The 15,523-nt window shown below is 52.3% G+C and carries 18 protein-coding genes; 11 read left to right on the forward strand and 7 right to left on the reverse strand.

Annotated features, from left to right (window positions below; translation table 11 throughout):
- Positions 1-71 precede the first annotated feature (71 nt).
- The 6 genes from AC812_RS11395 (at position 72) to AC812_RS11420 (ending at position 2,635) form a co-directional block, all read left to right on the forward strand.
- Positions 72-590 carry a DUF1684 domain-containing protein gene (locus AC812_RS11395; RefSeq protein WP_061918559.1) on the forward strand — a complete coding sequence of 173 codons (519 nt, stop codon included), beginning with the start codon at positions 72-74 and terminating at the stop codon, positions 588-590.
- Between the two features lie 14 nt (positions 591-604).
- On the forward strand, positions 605-889 hold the full coding sequence (locus AC812_RS11400) for a DUF427 domain-containing protein (RefSeq protein WP_061918561.1): 285 nt from the start codon (positions 605-607) through the stop codon (positions 887-889).
- A gap of 140 nt (positions 890-1,029) precedes the next feature.
- Positions 1,030-1,440 (forward strand): AhpC/TSA family protein, encoded by a 411-nt coding sequence (locus tag AC812_RS11405; RefSeq protein ID WP_082149176.1) that lies wholly within the window; start codon positions 1,030-1,032, stop codon positions 1,438-1,440.
- A 64-nt stretch (positions 1,441-1,504) separates the two neighbouring features.
- On the forward strand, positions 1,505-1,768 hold the full coding sequence (locus tag AC812_RS11410) for a hypothetical protein (RefSeq protein ID WP_061918565.1): 264 nt from the start codon (positions 1,505-1,507) through the stop codon (positions 1,766-1,768).
- On the forward strand, positions 1,765-2,169 hold the full coding sequence (locus AC812_RS11415; protein ID WP_061918567.1) for a hypothetical protein: 405 nt from the start codon (positions 1,765-1,767) through the stop codon (positions 2,167-2,169). Before AC812_RS11410 ends, AC812_RS11415 begins: the two co-directional genes overlap by 4 nt.
- A gap of 22 nt (positions 2,170-2,191) precedes the next feature.
- A complete protein-coding gene (locus tag AC812_RS11420; RefSeq protein WP_061918569.1) occupies positions 2,192-2,635 on the forward strand; it encodes a dUTP diphosphatase in 444 nt (147 codons plus the stop codon).
- On the opposite strand, the gene AC812_RS11425 is transcribed toward AC812_RS11420, so the two are convergent.
- Positions 2,632-3,633 carry a uroporphyrinogen decarboxylase family protein gene (locus AC812_RS11425; RefSeq protein WP_061918571.1) on the reverse strand — a complete coding sequence of 334 codons (1,002 nt, stop codon included), beginning with the start codon at positions 3,631-3,633 and terminating at the stop codon, positions 2,632-2,634. The genes AC812_RS11420 and AC812_RS11425 overlap by 4 nt on opposite strands.
- A 204-nt stretch (positions 3,634-3,837) precedes the next feature.
- Between AC812_RS11425 and AC812_RS11430 the strand changes: the two genes are divergently transcribed.
- Positions 3,838-4,524: a TetR/AcrR family transcriptional regulator gene (locus AC812_RS11430; RefSeq protein ID WP_061918573.1), complete on the forward strand. Its 687-nt coding sequence runs from the start codon at positions 3,838-3,840 to the stop codon at positions 4,522-4,524.
- Between the two features lie 78 nt (positions 4,525-4,602).
- Positions 4,603-5,547: an SDR family oxidoreductase gene (locus tag AC812_RS11435; RefSeq protein ID WP_061918577.1), complete on the forward strand. Its 945-nt coding sequence runs from the start codon at positions 4,603-4,605 to the stop codon at positions 5,545-5,547.
- 29 nt (positions 5,548-5,576) lie between these two features.
- Here the strand turns inward: AC812_RS11435 and gndA are convergent, their stop codons facing one another.
- Positions 5,577-6,992 (reverse strand): NADP-dependent phosphogluconate dehydrogenase, encoded by a 1,416-nt coding sequence (gndA, locus tag AC812_RS11440; protein WP_061918579.1) that lies wholly within the window; start codon positions 6,990-6,992, stop codon positions 5,577-5,579.
- Between the two features lie 5 nt (positions 6,993-6,997).
- Positions 6,998-8,401: an adenylosuccinate lyase gene (purB, locus tag AC812_RS11445; protein WP_061918582.1), complete on the reverse strand. Its 1,404-nt coding sequence runs from the start codon at positions 8,399-8,401 to the stop codon at positions 6,998-7,000.
- A 95-nt stretch (positions 8,402-8,496) separates the two neighbouring features.
- On the opposite strand from purB, the gene rfbD reads away from it, so the two are divergent.
- Positions 8,497-9,387 (forward strand): dTDP-4-dehydrorhamnose reductase, encoded by an 891-nt coding sequence (rfbD, locus tag AC812_RS11450; RefSeq protein WP_061918584.1) that lies wholly within the window; start codon positions 8,497-8,499, stop codon positions 9,385-9,387.
- A gap of 4 nt (positions 9,388-9,391) precedes the next feature.
- Here the strand turns inward: rfbD and rfbA are convergent, their stop codons facing one another.
- The 3 genes from rfbA to rfbC are packed head-to-tail and all read right to left on the reverse strand — an operon-like array spanning position 9,392 to position 11,913.
- Entirely contained in the window at positions 9,392-10,264 is an 873-nt protein-coding gene (rfbA, locus tag AC812_RS11455; protein ID WP_061918586.1) for a glucose-1-phosphate thymidylyltransferase RfbA, read from the reverse strand.
- Positions 10,261-11,346, reverse strand: coding sequence for a dTDP-glucose 4,6-dehydratase (gene rfbB, locus AC812_RS11460; protein ID WP_061918587.1), 1,086 nt, complete (start codon positions 11,344-11,346; stop codon positions 10,261-10,263). Before rfbB ends, rfbA begins: the two co-directional genes overlap by 4 nt.
- Positions 11,347-11,364: 18 nt before the next feature.
- Entirely contained in the window at positions 11,365-11,913 is a 549-nt protein-coding gene (gene rfbC / locus AC812_RS11465) for a dTDP-4-dehydrorhamnose 3,5-epimerase (RefSeq protein ID WP_061918589.1), read from the reverse strand.
- Positions 11,914-12,122: 209 nt separating this feature from the next.
- On the opposite strand from rfbC, the gene AC812_RS11470 reads away from it, so the two are divergent.
- Together AC812_RS11470 and AC812_RS11475 are read left to right on the forward strand one after the other, a co-directional pair.
- Positions 12,123-13,151 (forward strand): LamG domain-containing protein, encoded by a 1,029-nt coding sequence (locus AC812_RS11470; protein ID WP_061918591.1) that lies wholly within the window; start codon positions 12,123-12,125, stop codon positions 13,149-13,151.
- An 81-nt stretch (positions 13,152-13,232) separates the two neighbouring features.
- Positions 13,233-13,871, forward strand: coding sequence for an NBR1-Ig-like domain-containing protein (locus AC812_RS11475; RefSeq protein ID WP_061918593.1), 639 nt, complete (start codon positions 13,233-13,235; stop codon positions 13,869-13,871).
- 171 nt (positions 13,872-14,042) lie between these two features.
- On the opposite strand, the gene AC812_RS11480 is transcribed toward AC812_RS11475, so the two are convergent.
- Positions 14,043-15,425 carry a LamG domain-containing protein gene (locus tag AC812_RS11480; RefSeq protein ID WP_061918595.1) on the reverse strand — a complete coding sequence of 461 codons (1,383 nt, stop codon included), beginning with the start codon at positions 15,423-15,425 and terminating at the stop codon, positions 14,043-14,045.
- Between the last annotated feature and the right edge of the window lie 98 nt (positions 15,426-15,523).

The raw sequence follows: 15,523 nt of genomic DNA on the forward strand, positions 1-15,523 counted from the left end.
TGTATAAGGTTTCAAAACCCCGAGGGCTGCAAATCAGACTTGTTTCGGTTAAAAATTAAGCAGAGGTAATAATGAACTACGCTACCATCCGCCACGAAAAAGACGAATTCTTCGCCAATCACCCGCAAAGCCCGCTGAGGGAAGAACAAAAGGTCGTTTTTAGCGGATTGAATTACTTTCCACCCAACCCCGGTCTGCGGCTGGAATTGACGCTTCAGCCATTTCCTGAACGAACCCATGTGGAAATTCAAACCAACACCGGTGATATTCAGATCTACGCACGGTTGGGACGTTTTTCTTTTGAAGTTGAGGGGCAAAAAGTCGAACTAACCCTTTACGGCAATCAATACGGCTACTTTCTGCCGTTTGTGGACAGTCTGGCAGGCGTAGAAACCTACCCGGCCGGGCGGTACCTTGAACCGGAGGCGATTGGGCAAAACCAATTCATCGTAGATTTCAATCTGGCCTATAACCCTTACTGCGCCTATAACGATGACTGGTCATGCCCGCTCACCCCCCCGGAAAACCACCTTACCGTACCCATTCGCGCTGGCGAGAAACTCTTCCATTCACCATCCAATCACAAGTAAGAGGTTAAACAATCATGGCAAAAGCAATCTGGAACAATACCATACTGGCAGAAAGTGATCAAACCATTGTCATTGAAGGCAATCACTACTTTCCCCCGTCTGCCGTCAAGTGGGATTATTTTGTAAAAAGCGAAACCCACACCACCTGCCCGTGGAAAGGCGAAGCCAGTTACTACACGATTGTGGTCAACGGACAAAGCAATCCGGATGCCGCCTGGTATTACCCCAACCCCAAAGAAGCAGCCCGTCAGATAAAGGATTATGTGGCGTTCTGGCGCGGCGTCCGGGTTGAAGCCTGAAAAGCATGGGCGGATTGCTCATAGGAGACCGAATCGAGCCTTTTTCCCTGCCCTCAGCAGACGGGAATCCTTATTCATTTTCTGACCTGCTCAACGGAAATCCTTACCTGCTACTTGTATTTTTGCGTCATTTGGGTTGAATACCCTGCCGCGAACATGCTTTGCAGTTGCAAAGCGCCCGGGCTGAATTCCAGCAGGCCGGTATTTCCATCGCCCTGGTTACCTTTGAGCAGGGATACTTGCTGGAGCAATGGAGGGAAACCACTCGAATAGACTTTCCCATCCTGCTCGATCCACAGAAGAACCTGTATCGGGCTTTCGGCTTGCAGCGTTCCATCCGCCGGACGTGGAATTTAGCGACCCTGTGGTTTTATGCCCGGAGATTAATACGGGGTGAAAAGTTGATCGCCACCGGCGGTGATCTGCATCAATTAGGGGGTGATTTTATCCTCGACCGGGAGGGTGTGGTACTGCTGGCCTATTACAGCCACGACCCGACCGATCGGCCACATCCCAAATCCTTGTTGCAATCCATTCCATTAGAAAGTTAGGAATTCGCCAGATTCCCCCTTCTACCGGTATAATGAAAGAGATCGCATAAACAAGGAGATAAAAATGACGCTCCAAAACACAAACCGTCCATCGCTCAAGTGGCGCGGTTACGAAATCAGTCCGGTTGTACAGGCCTTCCGCTTCGTGCCATTCCCCCAGTTCGGAATGATCTGGAATCGTCCCGTTGGCGTACGGGTTCAAACACCTCAGGGCGAAACGCAATACCTACCGGTCTACGATTTGACTCGCATGCTCCAGATCATAATTGTGCTGGGCGGGTTGTTGTTCTTTTTCCTGAAAATTGTTTCCCAGAGGAGATCAGCATGAGCAATTTAGAAAATGTAGAAAATGAAAATCAAGCCGAAACTACCCTCCCCGCAAACGAAGAAGAATTGGCTGCCGCGGCCTTAGAAACCATTCAGGACACCATGGATCAATTCATGGCAACTGCCGATGTGAACGCCGTCTTTGGCGAAACCATCAAACATCAGGGAAATCTCATCCTGCCGGCTGCCGAAGTAGTCAGCATCATGGGCTTTGGCATTGGCAGCGGTTCCGGCGGCGGTGGAGGCGGCAAGACCTTTGCCCGGCCGGTAGCCGTGATTGTCGCTAATGAACAGGGTGTTCAGGTCAAACCGGTTGTAGATTTCACCAAGATTTACCTGACCGCCTTTACCACCCTGGCATTCGTCACCAGCGCCTGGCTGCGGATGAGGCGCGGCCAATAACCCCCACAACTGCTACAAGGACATGGAACGAATCCGGATTACCCGCCTGCGAGGGGATGCCCGCCTTCCCACTCGAAAACATCCCGAAGATGCCGGATTAGACCTGTATGCCGTCGAAAGGGTCGAAATACCCCCCCATGAATTTGGCATTGTACCTACCGGCATTGGCGTGCAAATTCCCGCCGGTTTTGTCGGCTTATTAAAACCCAAAGGCCGCAGCAACCATCTGTTGGGAGCGGGTGTGGTGGATGCCGGTTACCAGGGCGAAATTCTGGTCAAAGTCGCCAATCCCACCAATGAGCGGCTTGTCTTTGAAGCCGGTGACGCCGTCGGGCAATTACTGATCCTCCCCATCCTGACCCCACAGGTGGAGGAAGTCAGCCCGGAGGAGTTCAATCAAAACACTACTGCTCGCGGGGCGAGCGGCGGGATTGTGGAACAGAAACGCCGGCAGTCGGTTGGTTAAAGCGAAGCGTTGAATTGATTTACCGCCCTGACAAGTGCATCCAGGTTAGCCAGCGGTGTATGCGGTGGCAGGTCGTCTTCCGGCGCCAGCACAATGTTGGGAACATCGCGCATGGCAGTTAACAAATTTTGAGTTTCCTCATAAACCGCATCCGCCGGAGCACCTGTTAACCAGTCCACTGCCAGATTGCCGACGACCATTGTGTCTTCTGTAAATTGCTTAACCGCCGAAGCCAGACTCACACGGCTGCCAATCCAGTAGCCTGCAGCGCCACTGGTATGCAATTGGGTCAATTGGGCTTCATCCGCCAGCGGATTGTGCAGGATGACCCCAAAATGCTGATTCTGGACCTCCCGAATCAAACGTTGAATGTGGCGTAAAGAAAACCGTTCGCGCTGATCAGCGGTCAAAGCATCCTCCAGCGGCTCACTAACCACAACGCCGTCCGCATCGTTGAAATGGAAAGCATGCAGGTAATCCGGTAAAAAGCGCATGATTTTATCCAGGAGCGCATCCAAAACTTCCGGCTTCTGGTTAAGAATTTCCTCCCAACGCTCTTCGCCAATCATCTGTCGGGCAACTGCCAGCGGTCCGTTCATGATTCCCAAAACGAATGGTTTAGGATCCGGAAGACGTTCTTTTAGCAAGCGGGGGATAGCCAGCGTGACCGTCGTGCGTTTATGCCCCGGCCGGGGAATGATCATCGCCTCAACATCCTGTTGAGAACCAATCATCGCTGCTGAGGCACCAATCGGCATTTCCGCCTCCACTTGAAGCGGTGTGCCAAACGCTTCAGCCTCGATCATTCGGTCCCAAATGGGTAAAAGAAACGCACCTCCAAACCGCTTGTACACCTCTTCAAGAACCTGAATTTGCGTATTGGTATCGGTAGCAAATTCAGAGATGGCTTTGTCCATTTCCAATCCAACCGGATATCCCGCCGGGAGGATGAATAAACGCTGTTTCGATTTTAGAACGGTTTCAGTAAGGTGGAGCATAAAGGCTACCTCCGCAAGGAATATGATTTTTTTTGAATGGACTAATTTTAAACCCATTCGCGCCTTATGGCTGAAAGGCAGCGTATCTTTTCTTATGCAACAAGAAAGGTCTTTCATATCATTTACCCAATTGCTAAAAAACCCTTGACAAAAACAGAAACAAGCAATAACATTAGTTATATGCTATAACTTATGTGAGAAATCATGACAAGAAGAGCAAAATTCCGCCAGATCACAATTGACGAAATCAAAAGCCTTGCCCGCCTTCAAATGGCAGAAGGCGGAACGGCCAGCCTATCGCTGAATGCGATTGCCAAACACATGGGAATGAGCGGCCCGGCATTGTACCGCTACTTTGAGAGCCGTGATGCCTTGATCACCGCCCTGATTGTAGAAGCTTATGAGGCGCTGGCCAACGCATTGGAAGAAACCGCTGCCCGCTTCGCCGATCAACCGGTACGGGATTGTTTGAGACAAGTCCTGCTCACCTATCGGCGTTGGGCACTGGATCATCCAATAGATTTTCAATTAATCTTTGGTAATCCCATCCCCGGCTATCAGGGTGAGGAAAAAATCACCGCCCCCACCGCAGGCAAAGTTTTTGCCCCCATCTTGAAAATCCTGCAACGCGCCTATCAGCAGGAAAACCGCCCGTACCCGTCCTTTTTAGAAAACCTGCCTCCACAATTACAGGTTCGGCTTTCCCATTCCATGCGAGAATTTCAGCCTTCTCTGCCCGAAAAAGTGGTGTATATCGGAATCGTTGGCTGGTATCACATTCATGGGATGATCATGCTGGAACTTTTCAATCATATTCAACCCTTAATCAGCGATCCGGCCACTTTTTACTCCAATGAAATTGAACGGTTAATGGACCAGATGAATTTATGAGCCAATGACCGGTTGGCATTTTGCTTTTACGAAATTGTATAAAAAAATTCGATGATCAACATTTAAAGGAGTCAAATCATGTCAAATCAAACTTCTCTCCATGTGGTTTTCGGCAGCGGACCGTTGGGGCTTTCCGTTGTGGATGAATTAATGGTTCAAGGCCAGCGGGTACGCCTGGTCAACCGCAGCGGTAAAGCCGATGTGCCTGCTGAAGTCGAGATTGTTCCGGCTGATGTATATGACCTTCAACAGGCATTGCAAGCCTGTGAAGGAGCTGCTTTTGTGTACCAGTGTGCCCAACCGCCCTATCACCAGTGGGTGGAAAAATTCCCCTCCTTACAGCAAAACATTCTGGAAGCCTGTGCAGTTGTCGGAGCGCGATTGATCATCGGCGAGAATCTTTATATGTATGGTGAGGTTGATGGGACAATTCACGAAGGGCTGCCTTACGCCGCCACCACCCGCAAAGGTCAACTGCGCGCCAGGATGGCGGAGGCTGCTCTGAACGCCCATCAAAAAGGCCGTCTGCCGGCTGTGATCGGCCGCGGTTCTGATTTTTTTGGCCCTCGTGTGCTGGGTTCCACCCTGGGCGAGCGGGTCTTTGTCCCTGCTTTGCGGGGTAAAACGGCCAGCTTCACCGGCAATCTTAATCTGCCGCACAGCTACACCTACATAAAAGATTTCGGGAAAGCGCTGGTCAGACTGGCAACGGAAGATCAGGCTTATGGACAGGTCTGGCATGTACCCACTGCGCCGGCCGCCACTCAGCGTCAAATCGGCGAGATGATTTTTGAAATTCTGGGGCAGCCCCCGAAAATGAGCGGGATGGGACGCTGGATGATGGCAATTGGCGGGTTGTTCATTCCCGAAGCCCGCGAAACGGTTGAGATGATGTATGAATTCGAGAAACCATTTGTAATGGATAGCAGCAAATTCACCCGTGCCTTTGGTCAAACAGCCACACCTTTACGGGATGCACTGGCCGAAACCATTGATTGGTATCGGGCTTATTTGAATCAATAAACCGTCCAGCTGAATCAAAGGCCTGGATTTTACTGCTCCTCCCAGCGGGTGTGAAAAACACCTTCTCGGTCAATCCGCCGGTAGGTGTGTGCGCCGAAGAAATCCCGTTGAGCCTGAATTAAGTTAGCCGGTAAGCGTTCACTGCGGTAGGCATCAAAGTAGGCCAGCGAAGCGGACATTGCCGGCACGGCAATTCCCTGTTCGATGGCGATCATAACGACCTTGCGGAGTGACTGCTGAAGGCGGTTGACAGTCTCACTGAAATAAGAGGAGAGCAGCAGGTTCTGCAGATCCGGCTCGGCCTGATAGGCAGCGGTGATGTCGTTCAACAGGCTGGCGCGAATGATACAACCCGCCCGCCATATGCGCGCCAATTCCGCCAGATTCAAACCATAATCGTATTCCGCCGAGGCGATCCGCAGCATAGCCATGCCCTGCGCATAAGAAAGGATTTTGCTGGCGTACAATGCCTGCCGCACGGCTCGAATCAAATCCTCGCCATTGCCTGTAAAGGCCGGTGCGGAATGACCGAAAATGGTACTGGCATGTTGCCGTTCTGCCTTCATCGCGGAGAGAATCCGGCTGTAAACCGCCGCATCAATCGTTGGCACGGCAGCACCAATATCCAAAGCGTTCTGGGCCGTCCACTTACCGGTGCCTTTCTGCTCGGCTTCATCCAGAATGAAATCTACCAGCGGCTGACCGGTTTCTTCATCCGTCTTTGCCAGCACTTTGGCTGTAATTTCAATTAGAAAGGATTTTAATTCGCCATTATTCCACTGATTGAAAATCTCGCTCAATTGAACCGCGCCTAACCCCAACACCCGCCGAAGCACCTCGTAGGCTTCGGCAATCAACTGCATGTCGCCATACTCAATGCCATTGTGAACCATTTTGACATAATGGCCGGCTCCGCGCGGGCCGATGTAACTCACACAGGCTGCGCCGTCCTCGGCTTTGGCAGCGATTGCGGTCAGAATCGGCTGCAAAATCTGCCACGCAGTTTGGGAACCACCCGGCATCAGGCTCGGCCCCCACAACGCCCCCTCTTCTCCGCCGGATACGCCCATCCCGATAAAGTGAATTCCTTTTTCAGCCAGATACTGGCTGCGCCGATCGCTGTCCATAAAATACGAATTACCGCCATCTATCAGAATATCACCGGGCTCCAGATAGGGCAGCACATCCTCGATCGCCTGATCTACCGTCTTTCCAGCCGGCAGCATCAACAACAGGCGGCGCGGCTTTTCGAGCATTTGCACCAGTTCTCTCAAACTGGCAGCACCCCGCGGTTGAGTGCCGGCAGCAGGCTGTTCCACAAACAGGCGCACTTTTTCCGGCGAACGGTTGAAAACCGCAACGCGGAATCCGTTGCGTTGAAAATTGCGTCCCAGGTTAAATCCCATGACCCCAAGTCCATAAATCCCGATTTCTGCCTGTTCCATGCGTATTACTCCTCTGCTTTGTCTTGGATTTCAATGCGGATACGCTCCGCCATTCGGCGCGCCTGTTCCGGCGCAATTCCCAGGTACGTTTCTACCTGCATTAATTGTTGAACGCGCTCAACGCCGAGAATGCCGCCAATGTGTTCATCCTGACAGAATAAATCCACCAATGGATTCTCCCGCCCATTTTGTACCGCCTGCCAGGCAACCAGCGAGTGGCCGCGCAGGCGTTCGTGCATGACCTGCCGATCAGCTCCGGCTTTGACCAGCGCCATCAACACCCTTTCAGTAGCAGCAAAAGGCGCATACTGCTGCAAATTACGCCGAATGGCTGCCGAATGGAATTGCATCCCTTTCAAGATTCGCCGGGTTGTGATCAACATCTCCTCGGTGATCAAAAAACACTCCGGAAGCAGCGAGCGGCGATTAGCCGAATCATCCAGCGTCCGCTCCAGCAACGAAAAAGCGGCATTGCCCCACGCCGTTTGCGGCAGATTTGCTAAAAGCCGCGCCAGCGAGTTGATCTTCTCCGCCAGAATGGGATTACGCTTAAACGGCATGGCCGAAGAACCCACTTGCCGGTCGGCAAACGGCTCCTGCCATTCTCCGAGTGGTGGAGACTGTAAAAACCGCAAATCAAAAGCAAATTTATTCAACACCGCCCCAACGGCCGCCATCTCGCTGATCAAACGATATTCCTGTAAGCGCGGCGCAACCTGCGAAGTAACCGGGTAAAAAGCCAGATCCAGCTTTTGACTCAGCATTTCTTCAAAGGCTGGCAGGTTTTGCTGACCGATCAGGTCGCCATAAGCAGCTGCAGTTCCAACCGCTCCCTTGAACCCTTTACCCCGTAATTCCCCTCTCAACCGGCGCAGCGCTTGCCATTCTGTCAGCAAATCCTGGGCATAAAAAGCCAGGCGGTAGCCCAGCGTGCCTGGCTCGGCTGGTTGCAGGTGGGTAAAGCCCATCACTGGTAAATCGGCAGTCTGCTCAACGTGCCCGGCAAAAAGCAAAAGCACCTCTTGCAACCGCTGCAGGATCAAATCCAGGGCAGACCGCAGGCGCAGCACCTCGGCATTATCTTCGATATCCATGGAAGTAGCGCCAAGATGAAGCACTCCCCCGCCCAGCGGCGATTGCTCGGCAAATGTTTTTAATTCTGCCATCAAATCATGGTGAATTTGTGCTTCGATCGCCAGCGCCCGTTCCAGATCAACCTTTTCTACATTCCGGCGCAGGTCATTTAATTGTTCTTCACTGACCAGTCCAAAATGAGCCTGCGTCTCCGCCAATGCCAGCCAGATACGCCGCCACAGTCGGCGTTTTTCGCCTTCACTCCAAATCCGCCGCATTTCCGGCGAGCCGTACCGCCAGCTGAACGGTGATTGATAGGTATCCCATTCGCTCATCGTGTTGATTTTACTACGAACCGCCGCCAAAACCAGTTGGCTGTCCCAATGTTATAATTTTCTCACCAAATCCTTGAAGCCGAAAGGTGATGATCATGGCAGCATCTGCAAACATTGTTCTGCTGGGTAAAATCGGTCAGTTAGGATGGGAGCTGCACCGCGACTTACAGCCGCTGGGCAGGGTGATTGCGTTGGATTATCCGCAAATTGACTTTACCCGGCCGGCTGAATTGCTTTCCATCGTAGAGTCTTTGCAGCCCGCTCTGATCGTCAATGCCGTTGCCTACACCAATGTCGACAAAGCCGAGAGCGAACCCGAATTGTGCGATCAAATCAATTGCTTAACTGTGGAGCAACTGGCTCAACACGCCGCCCGCCGGCGCTGCGGATTAATTCATATCTCCACCGATTATGTTTTCGACGGTTCCCAATCTCGCCCGTATACCGAAGAAGACCAGCCTCATCCGCTTAACCATTATGGACGTTCCAAACTGGCCGGTGAACAAGCCGTCCTCGCCAATGCTCCGGCCTGCTGGGTGCTGCGGACTGCCTGGTTATACAGCCGGCGGGCAAACGACTTTGTTCAACGCGTGCTGACCTGGAGCCGCCAACAAGAAATCCTCAAAATTGTGGATGATCAGATTGGCTCACCTACCTGGGCAAGGCTGCTTTCCCAAATCATCAGTCTGGCGCTGGCTCAGGCCAGGGGTGATTACTTTGAATTCATCCAGGCCACACGCGGCGTCTATCACCTCGCCGGTGATGGGGCTGCCAGCCGATTAGCGTGGGTTGAAAAAATCCTCGAACTCGACCCGGCGCGGCACGAGCAAAAAACCAGACAGGTACTGCCCGCAAAAACCGCCGAATTTCCTACCCCGGCGCAGCGTCCGTTGTTTACCGCACTCGATTGCAGCAAGTTCGAGAGGGTCTTCGGATTGCGTTTGCCAGCCTGGGATCAGGCGCTTGCGCTGGCAATGGAAAAATAATCGGCTATTTCAGCAGAGTTTCCAGCCGCGAACGGTAGGTGCTGTTCCCCAATTCATCCAGCAGGCGACGCAATTGCTCACGGTCAATGAAGCCCATTCGGAAAGCAATTTCCTCCGGGCTGGAAATCATCATCCCCTGCCGTTCCTCGACCGTCTGGATGAAAGCGGCCGCCTGGAGCAAGGATTCATGCGTGCCGGCATCCAGCCAGGCCACACCACGCCCCAGTTCCTGCACAAACAACTTCCCCAACCGCATGTAGGTCAAATTGACGTCAGTAATTTCCAGTTCGCCGCGGGGAGATGGTTTAAGCTCAGCCGCAATCTGGATGACCTGATTATCGTAAAAATACATGCCCGGCACGGCATAATTCGAGCGGGGATTAGCCGGTTTTTCCTCCAAACTAAGCGCTTTTCCTTCCGAATCAAACTCGATCACGCCATAACGCCACGGGTCTTGCACCGGATAGGCAAAAATGGCTGCGCCGCCCCCGTTGCTCACCCGGGCGGCCATCGAGCGCAAGACCGCCGGCAGTCCATGCCCGAAGAAAATGTTATCCCCCAGGATCAGGCACACCGGGTCACTGCCGACAAAATCCTTACCAACGCGGAAGGCATCCGCCAATCCGCGCGGCTGATCTTGCTCGGCATAACTGAATTTCATCCCCCACTGACTGCCATCCCGGAGCAACCGCCGAAACGATGGTAAATCCTCCGGCGTGCTGATCACCAGCACCTCGCGGATTCCAGCCAGCATCAACATCGAAAGGGGGTAGTAAACCATCGGTTTGTCATAAACCGGCAGGAGCTGCTTGCTGGTTACAATCGTCAACGGATGAAGACGGGTGCCTTTTCCCCCGGCGAGAATAATTCCCTTCATTTTGCTTCTCCTCGTGCAGCGTAATTTTTCATCAGCCAGGCCTGATACTCCTGCTGTTGGCGTATGGCGCTTACCCATTGGCTGTTATCCAGATACCACTCTACCGTCTGACGCAAGCCGCTCGCCAGTTCAAATCGGGGTTTCCACCCCAATTCACGCTCGATTTTGCGGATGTCCATCGCATAACGCCGGTCGTGACCCGGACGGTCGGTGACATGCTGCTTCAACTGAAAGTGCGGTCGATATGGAGATTCTGGACGTAGTTCATCGAGCAGGGCACAAATTTGCCGGATGATTTCCAGATTGGTGGGCTGATTGTTGCCGCCGATGTTGTAGGTTTCGCCAGCCTTTCCATCTTGCAGGATGCTGTAAATCGCCTCGCAGTGATCCTGTACATGCAGCCAATCACGGATTTGGTTACCGTCTCCGTAAACGGGCAAGGGTTTACCTTCCAGCGCGTTGAGAATCATCAAGGGGATTAATTTTTCCGGGAACTGGCGTGGCCCGTAGTTGTTGGAACAATTGGAAATGGTCACCGGCAGGCCGTAAGTATGAAAATAGGCGCGTACCAGATGATCACTGGCTGCTTTGGATGCCGAATATGGCGAATTGGGGGCGTAAGGGGTGTCCTCGCGAAAAGGCGGATCCTCGGGTTTAAGCGATCCAAACACCTCATCGGTCGAGACATGATGAAAACGCACCGGACGGTTTTGAGCAAAGTTCTCTTTGAGCCAGAACTGGCGGCAGGCTTCCAGTAAGGTATACGTGCCGACAATGTTGGTTTGAACGAACTGATCGGGACCGTGAATGGAGCGATCCACATGCGATTCAGCTGCAAAATGCACGACCGTGTCAATTTCGTGTTCGTGCAGCAGGCGATCCACCAGAGAGCGGTCGCAAATATCCCCCTGCACAAATTCATGCCGGTTTTCATCCGGCAGCCCTTTGAGGTTCTCCAGACTGCCGGCATAGGTCAGCGCATCCAGATTGATCACTCGAACGGTTGGGTTAGCCGCTAAAATAAAATGGACAAAGTTTGAACCAATAAAACCTGCACCGCCGGTCACCAGGATATTTTGCATCGTTCCTCCATCATCACATCAGGGATAGGTTTCAGCCTGCTCCAGCCGTAAACCGGCCCGGTCTTTTTCAGAAATAAGCAATTCCACCCCCTCCCTCAACGGCCATGCAATCCCCACCGTCGGGTCGTTCCACAAAAGGGTGCGATCCCAATGCGGTGCATAAAAATCGCTGGCTTTATAGACGACTTCTGCCCACTCACTGATCACATAAAATCCGTGAGCAAAACCGGGGGGAATCCACAGCTGGCGCTTATTCTCGGCGGAGAGGATTTCCCCCACCCATTGACCAAAGGTGGGCGAACTACGCCGTAAATCCACTGCCACATCAAAAATTTCACCAGTTACCACCCGTACCAGTTTCCCCTGGGCTTGCCGAATCTGGTAATGCAGACCGCGCAGAGTACCGCGCCTTGAGCCGGAGTGATTATCCTGCACAAATTGAGCCGTGATCCCATGCTCGGCGAATACTTTTTGTTGATAGGTTTCCATGAAGAAACCGCGCTGGTCACCGAACAGACGCGGCTCGATCAGAATGACATCTGCAATCCGGCAGGGGGTAAATTTCATCCTGCTAATTTTACTTGAAAGCCGCGGGGATGAGAACATTCTTTGAAAAAAATCAAGGATAGGCGGTCGAAAACACCACAATTCTCAAACTTTTCTAAAACTTATTTATTGATATTTCTGATAAAATTAATAAAAGTTATATCAACTCCTTTTCAAAGTAATCATCGGAGTGAGTGGGGGTAAGTTGGGTTTGCGGGAGGAATTTTACAATGTCATTTTTCATATCTAAAAACCACAAGAAAAGAATATTATTTCTCACAATTTTGACCCTGATGGTACTGGGTTTGTTTTTCCAAAACCCATCCCCCGGTTATGCTGATCCGGTGAATTATGCCCTCGAATTCGACGGCTGGTCAAATTATGTTGCCACACGTAAGGAAGGGATCATTTTTGGCAGTTCGAGCTGGCAATCCACAAAAAGTATCAGCGTTTGGGTTAAACCGCTTGCGCCCTCTCCTGTTTGTACCGGCCCCGATCCCGGCAGTTGTCAATTAATTGTTGGGGACCGCCCGCGTTTTTGGGGCATCTACCGGGGCATCTTAAATGGCGAGGACCGTATTTGGGTATGGAATTTCGACAACAGTCCGACCAGTGGGTTTGACTCAATCCCGATCATTTACGAAAATAATGAATGGATTCATATCACACTGGTTCATCACGACAACCGGTTGGATGCTTACCGCTTTGGATTTCTGGCGGGAAGCCGTGTGAGTGGAGCAAGCGTCGGCTTTTTTGATGACGGACCCGCTGACCAGACCGTTCTGCACATTGGCGGTGGTTTTACTCCCCCTGACCGAAAATTTCTCTTCAAAGGATTGATTGACGAGGTACGGGTTTATAACCGGCCTTTATCCGGGGAAGAAATCCGAGCTGACATTTACAACGAGTTGTCCCCTCCTTTCGATTCTGCTCTGAAGGCTTACTATAAAATGAGCGATGGCAGTGGTCGGGTGTTGAGCGATGACAGCGGCAACGGCCACAACGGCACTTTAGATCACATTAACAATCAAAACCCGCCGGGAAATGACCCGCTCTGGGTCGTGTCCGGCCTGTTCGGCAGCGGTCCAACGCCCACCCTGCCAGCCACTTTCACGGTTACCGCCACCTTCACCAATACTCCATCTCCAACCGCAACCCGTCTACCACCCGGTTTCACACCTCAACCGAGTCTGACCCCCACCCGCACCCTGGATCCTAACATGAACAATTTCCTGTTTCTTCCAATGGTCAGAAAATAAATCTGTTAAGACTCCTGATAGCCGCCCGTCCTTGCTTGACGGGCGGCTTTTTTATGGCTATGCTTAAGCCAGCGAACTCCAATGGAAAAAACGAATCGAATCATTCTGAAAGCCTTCTTCGGGCTGGGAGCCATTCTGACACTGGTTGTCAGCGGCGGCTGCAATTTGCCCAAAGCCGGGCAAGCGCTTACCCCTACCGGAGATTGGGCCAGCACCGCTGCCGTGCAAACCGTCTCAGCCCTGACCACTCAGTTCGCCCTTCTGATCACTACTACACCGCCGGCTGTCGAACAAACCAGCCAGCCGCCTCAATCCTCGCCAACACTCACCCCCGCTGAAAGCATCAGACCCTGCGAGCGTGCCGAATTTGTCAGCGATGTGACCGTACCCGATGGCAGCGAGTTTTCCCCCGGACAAACATTCATCAAAACCTGGCGGTTGAAGAATACCGGTTCCTGCACGTGGACAACCAGTTACCGGGTGGTTTTTGAATCCGGCAACGTACTGGGAGCGCCCCCCAGTTTCAACCTGCCGGTGAGTGTACCGCCGGACGGGCTGGTGGACATTTCGGTTAACATGAAAGCCCCCGACCAACCACGCGACTATGAAAGTTACTGGAAGTTACAAAATCCCCAGGGAGTTGTCTTTGGGTTGGGCAGCGACGGCGGTAAGCCTTTTTGGGTGAAGATCAGGGTAATCACAGCAACCCCCGCGACTTAGAAGGAATTTGTAAATTTCAACCCGAATTCAGGATCAAGAAAAAAGCAAAAGAGAGATCCTTACAGGCAAGCGGGACGGTCTCCCACAAATTCAAATCGCATATAGGAGAAAGCGAGTATCACCCGGTTTAGTAAGGATATTATTCCTCTTGTGAGGGCAGACCTTAATTTTTTAAGGAGATGTCGTTTGCGTTTCCGTCGGCACCACCGTATCTGTCACAACCGGTAATGGCGAGGGGGTAAAGGTTGGAAGGGACGTTGGAGTGAATGTTTCCGTCTCGATTGGAATTTGCGTTGGCGTGCGCGTTGGCGAAGCCGTAAACGTAGGCCATGGGGTTCGCGTCGGGCGAGGTGTTCTCGTCGGGGTAATGGTGGGTGGCAGAGAGGTTGGCGAAGCCGTGAAGGTAGGCCGCGGCGTGCGCGTCGGCGGAGGTGTTCTCGTCGGGGTAATGGTGGGCGGCAGAGAGGTTGGCGAAGCCGTGAAGGTAGGCCGCGGCGTGCGCGTCGGCGGAGGCGTCCTCGTTGGGGTGTTGGTTGCCACAGCGGAGGTTGGGGTGAGGCTGCCCGCAGGCGTAGGTGATTCGGTGAGGATGGATGTGGCGGTCGGCGGAAGAGGAGAGGCTGAAGGAGTACTGGTCATTGTACCGGTGACGGTAGGCGAGAGCGTAGGAGGAGGATTATCCAAAGCACCGGAGATTACCCACAGAGGAGGTGTGCCGTTGCCGGGAACGATATTCGTTCCGTCCATCAATTGACCTGTTTTGCCATGGCCGCTGTCGTCAGTAAGGGTCAGGCCTTCACCGTTGGACATTTTGTAATAAGCAACCAGCCCGGCTTCTGCACCAGTCAGTTCGCTCATCATCGTATCCTGTATTTCCTGCTGGCTCAGAGCGGTTGAATAAATCCGCAATTCGTCAATCTGACCCTGAAATCCCCAAAAACTGTGGTTTTGATTCTGGCTGTCCGCTTTGATCATCCCGCCAAAATACAAAACGGGTTGAGCAGGCGGCTGAGCCGTACCAATGCAATTAACCGAACCGACGAGATTCCCATTTTTATAGGCAGAAAGGTAGCCGTTTCCATGCACCAGCGCAATGTGCATCCATTCGTCGAGGGTGTAACCAAACTGAATCTGGCGAATAGGGGAATAAGGAGGATATGTGGAGGGATTAGCCGGATCAAAACAGGCCATCCATACCCAAATTTGAGTTGGGCCGCGGCTGATGCCCCACCAGCGAGCGAAATCGCCAAAGATATTATCGCACTGAGCCGGTTCAATTCGGGGAATACCATTGATGACTGAACAATCCGCCACACCTTCTGGTTTAACCCATAAACTCACCGTTTTGGTGTAAACCCATCCATCATTGGGAAACATAGACACGGTACTGCCCAGGTTGACCATATCATCCCTGCCATCAAAAGAGAGGGCAAACCCCGCCAGACCTTCTGCTCGTACTGCCAATCGGGGGGTAAAACCAACCGCCATCAGCCCAATAATGAGCATAAGCATCAATCCGCTGAAAAATAAACGATAGCGCGAGGAATTAAACACGTTTTTTAACCTCAACTGCCCTTTTGCAAAAGTTAACTAAAGTTTCTTAACTTCATTCAAGCGGGTGGATTTCCCCCTGTTCAACTACCGGTACAGAA

The organism is Bellilinea caldifistulae, assembly GCF_001306055.1.
GTDB classification, from domain to species: Bacteria; Chloroflexota; Anaerolineae; order Anaerolineales; family Anaerolineaceae; genus Bellilinea; species Bellilinea caldifistulae.

What these genes read in the sequence shown, in the direction of transcription:
- AC812_RS11435 (WP_061918577.1), top strand. Translation starts at nt 4,603, where the DNA reads ATGTCAAATCAAACTTCTCTCCATGTGGTTTTCGGCAGCGGACCGTTG.
- AC812_RS11430 (WP_061918573.1), top strand. Translation starts at nt 3,838, where the DNA reads ATGACAAGAAGAGCAAAATTCCGCCAGATCACAATTGACGAAATCAAA.
- AC812_RS11410 (WP_061918565.1), top strand. Translation starts at nt 1,505, where the DNA reads ATGACGCTCCAAAACACAAACCGTCCATCGCTCAAGTGGCGCGGTTAC.
- AC812_RS11475 (WP_061918593.1), top strand. Translation starts at nt 13,233, where the DNA reads ATGGAAAAAACGAATCGAATCATTCTGAAAGCCTTCTTCGGGCTGGGA.
- AC812_RS11415 (WP_061918567.1), top strand. Translation starts at nt 1,765, where the DNA reads ATGAGCAATTTAGAAAATGTAGAAAATGAAAATCAAGCCGAAACTACC.
- rfbD (WP_061918584.1), top strand. Translation starts at nt 8,497, where the DNA reads ATGGCAGCATCTGCAAACATTGTTCTGCTGGGTAAAATCGGTCAGTTA.
- AC812_RS11400 (WP_061918561.1), top strand. Translation starts at nt 605, where the DNA reads ATGGCAAAAGCAATCTGGAACAATACCATACTGGCAGAAAGTGATCAA.
- AC812_RS11420 (WP_061918569.1), top strand. Translation starts at nt 2,192, where the DNA reads ATGGAACGAATCCGGATTACCCGCCTGCGAGGGGATGCCCGCCTTCCC.
- AC812_RS11425 (WP_061918571.1), bottom strand. Translation starts at nt 3,633, where the DNA reads ATGCTCCACCTTACTGAAACCGTTCTAAAATCGAAACAGCGTTTATTC.
- AC812_RS11395 (WP_061918559.1), top strand. Translation starts at nt 72, where the DNA reads ATGAACTACGCTACCATCCGCCACGAAAAAGACGAATTCTTCGCCAAT.
- gndA (WP_061918579.1), bottom strand. Translation starts at nt 6,992, where the DNA reads ATGGAACAGGCAGAAATCGGGATTTATGGACTTGGGGTCATGGGATTT.
- AC812_RS11470 (WP_061918591.1), top strand. Translation starts at nt 12,123, where the DNA reads ATGTCATTTTTCATATCTAAAAACCACAAGAAAAGAATATTATTTCTC.
- rfbC (WP_061918589.1), bottom strand. Translation starts at nt 11,913, where the DNA reads ATGAAATTTACCCCCTGCCGGATTGCAGATGTCATTCTGATCGAGCCG.
- rfbA (WP_061918586.1), bottom strand. Translation starts at nt 10,264, where the DNA reads ATGAAGGGAATTATTCTCGCCGGGGGAAAAGGCACCCGTCTTCATCCG.
- rfbB (WP_061918587.1), bottom strand. Translation starts at nt 11,346, where the DNA reads ATGCAAAATATCCTGGTGACCGGCGGTGCAGGTTTTATTGGTTCAAAC.
- purB (WP_061918582.1), bottom strand. Translation starts at nt 8,401, where the DNA reads ATGAGCGAATGGGATACCTATCAATCACCGTTCAGCTGGCGGTACGGC.